The 6,075-nt window shown below is 46.7% G+C and carries 10 protein-coding genes and 1 pseudogene; 10 read left to right on the forward strand and 1 reads right to left on the reverse strand.

Translation table 11 applies throughout. The annotated features are described in order from the left end of the window. Positions 1–228 precede the first annotated feature (228 nt). The 10 genes and pseudogenes from H6G00_RS19235 to H6G00_RS19280 form a co-directional block, all read left to right on the forward strand. Positions 229–348: pseudogene (locus H6G00_RS19235) on the forward strand (transposase); the annotation flags it as partial. 240 nt (positions 349–588) lie between these two features. After that, a complete protein-coding gene (locus H6G00_RS19240) occupies positions 589–1,743 on the forward strand; it encodes an FAD-dependent monooxygenase (protein WP_190797971.1) in 1,155 nt (384 codons plus the stop codon). Then, positions 1,694–1,906, forward strand: a complete 213-nt coding sequence (locus tag H6G00_RS19245) for a hypothetical protein (protein ID WP_190797972.1) — start codon at positions 1,694–1,696, stop codon at positions 1,904–1,906. The genes H6G00_RS19240 and H6G00_RS19245 overlap by 50 nt, the downstream gene beginning before the upstream one ends. A gap of 145 nt (positions 1,907–2,051) precedes the next feature. Then, positions 2,052–2,195, forward strand: coding sequence for a hypothetical protein (locus H6G00_RS19250; RefSeq protein WP_190797973.1), 144 nt, complete (start codon positions 2,052–2,054; stop codon positions 2,193–2,195). A gap of 232 nt (positions 2,196–2,427) precedes the next feature. After that, positions 2,428–2,922, forward strand: coding sequence for a hypothetical protein (locus H6G00_RS19255; protein WP_190797974.1), 495 nt, complete (start codon positions 2,428–2,430; stop codon positions 2,920–2,922). Between the two features lie 234 nt (positions 2,923–3,156). Beyond that, positions 3,157–3,600, forward strand: coding sequence for a cupin domain-containing protein (locus H6G00_RS19260; RefSeq protein WP_190797975.1), 444 nt, complete (start codon positions 3,157–3,159; stop codon positions 3,598–3,600). Between the two features lie 326 nt (positions 3,601–3,926). Continuing rightward, positions 3,927–4,544: a condensation domain-containing protein gene (locus H6G00_RS19265; protein WP_190797976.1), complete on the forward strand. Its 618-nt coding sequence runs from the start codon at positions 3,927–3,929 to the stop codon at positions 4,542–4,544. 40 nt (positions 4,545–4,584) lie between these two features. Then, positions 4,585–4,794 (forward strand): hypothetical protein, encoded by a 210-nt coding sequence (locus H6G00_RS19270; RefSeq protein WP_190797977.1) that lies wholly within the window; start codon positions 4,585–4,587, stop codon positions 4,792–4,794. A gap of 39 nt (positions 4,795–4,833) precedes the next feature. Then, on the forward strand, positions 4,834–5,130 hold the full coding sequence (locus tag H6G00_RS19275; protein ID WP_347278204.1) for a hypothetical protein: 297 nt from the start codon (positions 4,834–4,836) through the stop codon (positions 5,128–5,130). Further along, the gene (locus H6G00_RS19280) at positions 5,066–5,512 is read left to right on the forward strand and encodes a hypothetical protein (protein WP_190797979.1); all 447 of its coding nucleotides are present in this window, start codon (positions 5,066–5,068) and stop codon (positions 5,510–5,512) included. The genes H6G00_RS19275 and H6G00_RS19280 overlap by 65 nt, the downstream gene beginning before the upstream one ends. A gap of 230 nt (positions 5,513–5,742) precedes the next feature. On the opposite strand, the gene H6G00_RS19285 is transcribed toward H6G00_RS19280, so the two are convergent. After that, positions 5,743–6,075 (reverse strand): glycosyltransferase (locus H6G00_RS19285; RefSeq protein WP_277881915.1); only part of this gene is annotated, 333 nt, incomplete at its 5' end.

The raw sequence follows: 6,075 nt of genomic DNA on the forward strand, positions 1-6,075 counted from the left end.
CTGGTTTACACTCTGGCTTTGTGAGATTAATCCAGTGCATTAACCAGTTCTCAGGATGGCTTCCTCATCCTGTGCCTCATCGATTTTCCTCCGCCTAGAGTGATGAAAGAGGGATACAACAATACTTCGGACAAAATCTGGGCCGACTTTGAGGCTCAAACCCTGATGCGATCGCATTAAATCTTTTTTCAAACAGGACTTACGCAAGAGCGACTCTAAACTGAAGCAATGAGCTTTATCAAACTAGAGTACTGCCAGTATCTGCTGAGCAGTCCCATCAACTACACGGTAACGAATTTAGCTGACCATCTTGAGGGAGTTAGCCATGACCGCATCAACCTCTATCTACGCGGTGAGGAATTGACTCCTCGTTTGTTGCGGGAGAAACGGAGTGCAACAATCAAACCAACCTTTGCGAACAATTTCAGGCCCTTCGTCCGAACAAATTCTGAACCCTGTCCAACTAATTCATTCCTATACTTATGAACATTGCACTCTGGGGTTGGGGATCTCGCAGTCGTTGTTTGTGACACAACCAATCGGACAGGGTTTAAGCAGACTTTGATAAATATTGGCAGAGGTAGACCAATGAATATTGCAATTATTGGCGGCGGAATTGGCGGTTTGACAACTGCAAATGCGCTGTTCAAGAAGGGATTCAAGGTGCAAGTCTACGAACAAGCACAAGCTTTGCGACCGATTGGTGCAGGTTTGAGCTTGACCCCAAATGGTTTGAATAGCCTCAATGCGATTCAACCAGCAATAGTTGAGTCATTAATGAGTGCAGGCAGCCCAATGCAGACGCTTACGTTGAAACGTAGCACTGGAGAGGTGATTGCGTCCGAACCGATGACAACCATGCAGCAATATGGGCAACCGATGTTAAATATTCAGTGGTCAAAGCTGCAAGCTATTCTTGCATCAACACTACCACCCGAAATCATTCATCTCCAACATCGTTGTGTTGGCTTTGAGCAACAGGACAACAAGGTTGAAGTTCATTTTGCAAATGGAAAAACAGTCCAGGCAGATTTACTGATTGGGGCAGATGGAATCAATTCTGTTGTCAGGCAGGAGATTATTGGGGATGGAACTCCGACTTATGCAGGGCGAATGTCTTGGCGTGCTGTCATCCAATATCCTCACGAGCAATTGTCTCCTAACGTCGCTATCTTAGTGACAGCATCGGATGGAAAAAATATCGTGCTGATTGATATCGGTGAGGGTTACACCTTTTGGAGTGCAGGTGTGCTATTGGCAGACGATTCTGTTTGTCAACGGGCAAGCGATGCTAAGGTACGGGTTCTGGAGTTTTTTGCAGGGTGGACAGAGCCTGTAGAAGCAATCATCGAAGCAACGCCTGAGGAGGACATTGTGGAGCGCCCCATTTGGGATCGACCGCCCCTACCACGCTGGAGCAAAGGCAGAGTCACACTCTTAGGAGATGCGGCTCATCCGGTTGTACCCTCGCTCGGACAAGGCGCGAATATGGCGTTTGAGGACGCCTACGAACTGGCGGAGTATCTTTCTACTGCACCAGATATCGAAACGGCGCTTAATGCCTATGAAAACAGTCGCGTTCCTCGTACAGAAGTCATCTACAATCGCAGTGCCGTCCGGGGTCATGACTCCTATCGACCGGATAGTGAAACTACTTTCGTTAAAATGATGAACCCCTCCCAGATGAGTCAGGATGACTTTCAAGCATGGCTTTACAGCTATCCTCCTTCCATATTCCATTGAGTTGTATCGCGTTGGTCAATATCGAATCATCCGCGCCAGCACAAATATCACAACTGATGCCAACCATACCCCTGCCACGGGACTCAGGATAGCTGCGTCAAAACTGCCCGTTGCAGCCACAATTGACCCTGAACAGGACTTACGCAGCAGCAATTTAGACTGAAGAAATGAGCTTCACCAAACTCAACTACTGCCAATATCTGCTGAGTAGTCCGGTCAACTACATTGGGACAATGTGGAATCCCTGCTTAAAACGTCTGAGAATGCTTACGTGCTAAAGGGTGCGGTTTATAGCAAGCAGTTGCCAATTGCCCGGTCTTCTAATCGTCTTGAATGCCATTTGCTTCTCAGTCAATCGTTTTAATTGGCTGCTAATTCCATTTACAATCCAACTGATTGATGGCTGGGTTGTGTTGCGATCGCCCGAAATCAAAGCGTTTTTATCTTCTTAGCGCGCCGAACAGTCAAGATAGTCACCTCGTCGTTTCATTACTGATCATGCTCAAAGTGTGAATGCGCAAGCGAAGCCCCTTAATCGAGACTGGAGTACAATCTCTTCAAATAAATCTGAAGTTTAGAGAGAGGATTGACTCAACTAACTTAATCATCGAAGAAACAGTTGATCAGACTTTGGCAAATTGTAATTTAGTCATGCGAAACTCAAACGCTGTTAACAAATCATTAATGACCTGGAGAACGTCATTGGCATTTGTGGTGCTGGCAACATTGATCATGATGTTTGTCGGTTGGTTGATTTCAAATGGATTGCTGCCAATTCGCCAAACAATTGAACACAGTGAGGCTGGACTGAAGTTTATCCAAGTATGGATACAGCTTGCGATCGCAATCGGACTGGTGCTGCCCATTATTGCATTCATTGCTTGGTTTAAACGTCCTGAAATACGAAAGATATTCGGTTTCTATTTGCTGCTTATTGTGATTCAAATAGCCACTGAGCAAATCGTCAGTGAGGTTTGGTTATCGAGTTTAGTTGTGGTTATTGGTACACTCTATACTGCATTTCGAGTGTGGCAACTTTGGCAGGGTTTGCAACTGATTAGAATAACTCAAGAGCGATCGCAGTACCGATTAGTCAGTAGTGTATTGTGGCTACTGCTATTGTTTTGGTCAAGCAACCTCCTCGTATTGTTCACGATCGCCTGGCCCAGCGTTTTGTAACCTCACATTCTATGAATGAGCAAAAGATTTAAGCTCTTCCCAGCTTTTGGTGTAGTTTGAATTGGAAGTGCCTGAATCTCTTTAGCTGGAACCTTGATTTCTTCGTCCGAACAAGCTCCGAACTCTCTTCACTACTTTCTTGATATGTTTGAGAGCAAAAGCTCAGCAACTGATAACGCCAGAGCTTATAGGTTTTGAGCTGTAAATTGCGAAACTAGCATTGTGGAAACTTCAATGAACGAAGCTCATGTAATTCCAGTAGTTCGATCGCTGCAGGAATATCAGGTTTATCGTATCGACCCAGATGCCACGAATCGCTTAGCGATCATTTTTGATCCGGCAGTTGCTAAGCGGTTGCTCACATCTTGCATCGAAATTTTTGATGTTAGTGGAAAAACGCCACCAAATCGGCATCAATTTGCAGTCGAGATGTTTTTTGTACTAGAAGGGGAAGGTATTGCAATTTGTGATGGCAAAGAAGTTGCAATTTGCTCTGGCGATAGTTTGCTTGTGCCACCAACCGGAACTCATGAGATCCGTAATAGTGGGTCAAAGCGACTTTACACGCTTACAATTATGGTGCCAAACGAGGGTTTTGTAGAACTAATTCGTAGCGGTGTTCTGGACGAACTCGATGCTGAAGATTTAGCAGTACTGCGACGTGAGTCCTCGCTTTAATCATCGAAAGTAGAGCTAAAAACAATACGCACCCTTTATGCTGCCGTGTAGCAGCAGCAGATTGATAGTCAAGCTGATACGCCGTTTATTATTTGGCTGGTTGAACACCTCAATAGCGCGATCGCCCTACCTGGAAAAATCGATCTTTACGGGCACGATTATCTTCACGCGATCCTCAATTGCTGGCGTTCTTTGGCTTATGAAGCCTTGTAGAATCGTCTACAAAACTTTCCGGAATACTATCACAGGTCGATCTTTGGCGATCAATGGTGAATATACAGCGAGTTAATTTCTGACTGTTGACATGAATTCACAAGGAGTTCCTGATGGAACGGTATTTAGGCGCATTTGAACATTCATTCTGGCTCTACAACCAGTTTTGTCCAATGGATTTTGCCACCGTTGCAAGACTTCAGGGGCAGCTTAGTGTCGATCGACTTTCGACAGTGCTCAGGCAAGTTCAGCAACGCCATCCACTACTTCGAGCCCGCATTGCCACTGACACGATTAGCGCAGAGCGCAACTTTGAAGGAACCGGACAGCCTAAGTTTGTCGAAACCGACGATGAAATTCCGCTGCGGCTGGTCGCGAGAACGGACGAGCGGCAGTGGCAAACAGAACTCGAAGTCGAACTGGCTCGCTCATTAGATTGGCAGGTTGCACCCTTACTGCGAGTTGTGCTGCTGCAGTCGGGGGCCGAATCCGAACTGATGATTATTTGCCATCATGCGATCGCAGATGGGCTATCGGGTATTCATCTGATGCGAGATATCCTCCAAGGGTTAGGAGGCAAAACATTTGAGCGATCGGAACTTTCTGCGGCAGAATCGCTAGAATCAGCGCTTCCTGGCATCGCACCGTCTCCAGAAGCGACTCTTAAGCCCAAGGACTATGTACCACCCCTGTCATACCAATTTAAATTGCATATAGGGCAGATGCACTAAACTAAGCCTTGTCATTTAGCGCACTTTACCAACGGCTGGTGTGACCTCGATTGAGGTGAAGGAAACTTTGGATGATCTGAGCGAACAGTTGCGACAAGCCGAAACCTCAACGGCGAAGGAACGCCTGCAAGTCCTCTACTGGCTTAAACAGGAGAATGCACCGAGTATCAGTGTGATTGCCAAAGCCATTGGCAATCATCTGCTTCGATTACAAGTTACCCCTTCATCCTCGATGCCTTATCTGCCCTGACTACTGTTTAAACTGGTATCACATCGTCCCCAACCCCACATTCGCAGTGTTGTCCTCTCTCCCGAACTGACCCAGCAATTGATCCAACGCAGCCGAGCCGAACGAACAACCGTACACGGTGCAATCAGCGCGGCGTTCTTGCTCACGCTTACTCAGCAAGACGTTAGCAGCGATGCGATGTTTACACCCGGTCAATGTGCGATTGCAGCTATCCTTGCCGATGCCAGATGGAGTTGGACTTTATTTTTGCTTGTGTATGACGAGTCACTCCATGCAGCCGGATCCCGCATTTTGGGATGTGGCGCGATCGGTGAAATCTCAACTCTCTCACATTGACATTGCCCAGCAGTTAGTTGAGGAGAGTCAACTTCGACAACCCACAATGGCAAATCTTACCAATGCCACTGCCTTGGCTGAAGCAGGGCGATCGCAATATTCCTGTCAACTGACTGTTACAAATCTCGGTCGCATCGATTTGGTCCAACAATACGGCAACATTCGGATTGAAGCACTTCATGCACCTGTCGTTATGCCAAATGTGACCGAGCGGGTTGTTGGAGTCACGACCTTAGGCGATTGCCTCACCCTGACGATTTCATCGACACCCCTGATGAATGTGGGGGTCCAGAGCGATCGGGCTGCAACTGCTTTTTTATTGGAAGGAGTGAAGCGTTTAGAGCTTGCAGTCGTACAGAAAGTTGTATCCGAAGTTACCTGATGCAGGTTTTCATATTCGTTGTAACAGCGGATGCTTATGGAGGAAATGGACGGAGCGTGATGCAAAGCTGTTTCTTTTGTGGAGTAATCGCATCACGTTGCCGTAAGCCCTGACGGAAAAGAACATAGGAGAGGTACGCCACGAATTTGAAAGCCGCGCCATCTGTCGTGAAAACGTACACTTTGCAACTCAGCTAACTATATTAGGACGTGCCAGGTGCAGCGTGGTTATTAGTCTGTGTTTCTGACAACTGGCTGTCTTGTTTCAATCACTGTTTCAATAACGTTGGCAGCTTGTTGTACTTTACCAGAGTTCTGAATCGCAGATTGTAAACGCAATGCCTGAACCTTATAGGAATCCTGGGTCAACACTTTGTGAATTACTGATTGCAAGCTAGCAGCAGTTAAGCGAGTAATAGGTAGTAACTCTCCCACCCCCGCCCAAACAATCCGAGCAGCAACTCCAGGCTGATCATGTGAAATTGGAATTGCGACCATTGGCACTCCATAAGTGAGTGACTCTAGAACTGTGTTTAGTCCTGCATGAGTGATTGTGAGAGCAGC

This window comes from Leptolyngbya sp. FACHB-541 (genome assembly GCF_014695875.1).
Lineage (GTDB): Bacteria > Cyanobacteriota > Cyanobacteriia > Elainellales > Elainellaceae > JAAUTN01.

Coding starts and splice junctions, on each gene's coding strand:
- H6G00_RS19265 (WP_190797976.1), top strand. CDS start 3,927: ATGGAACGGTATTTAGGCGCATTTGAACATTCATTCTGGCTCTACAAC.
- H6G00_RS19280 (WP_190797979.1), top strand. CDS start 5,066: ATGCAGCCGGATCCCGCATTTTGGGATGTGGCGCGATCGGTGAAATCT.
- H6G00_RS19245 (WP_190797972.1), top strand. CDS start 1,694: ATGACTTTCAAGCATGGCTTTACAGCTATCCTCCTTCCATATTCCATT.
- H6G00_RS19240 (WP_190797971.1), top strand. CDS start 589: ATGAATATTGCAATTATTGGCGGCGGAATTGGCGGTTTGACAACTGCA.
- H6G00_RS19260 (WP_190797975.1), top strand. CDS start 3,157: ATGAACGAAGCTCATGTAATTCCAGTAGTTCGATCGCTGCAGGAATAT.
- H6G00_RS19255 (WP_190797974.1), top strand. CDS start 2,428: ATGACCTGGAGAACGTCATTGGCATTTGTGGTGCTGGCAACATTGATC.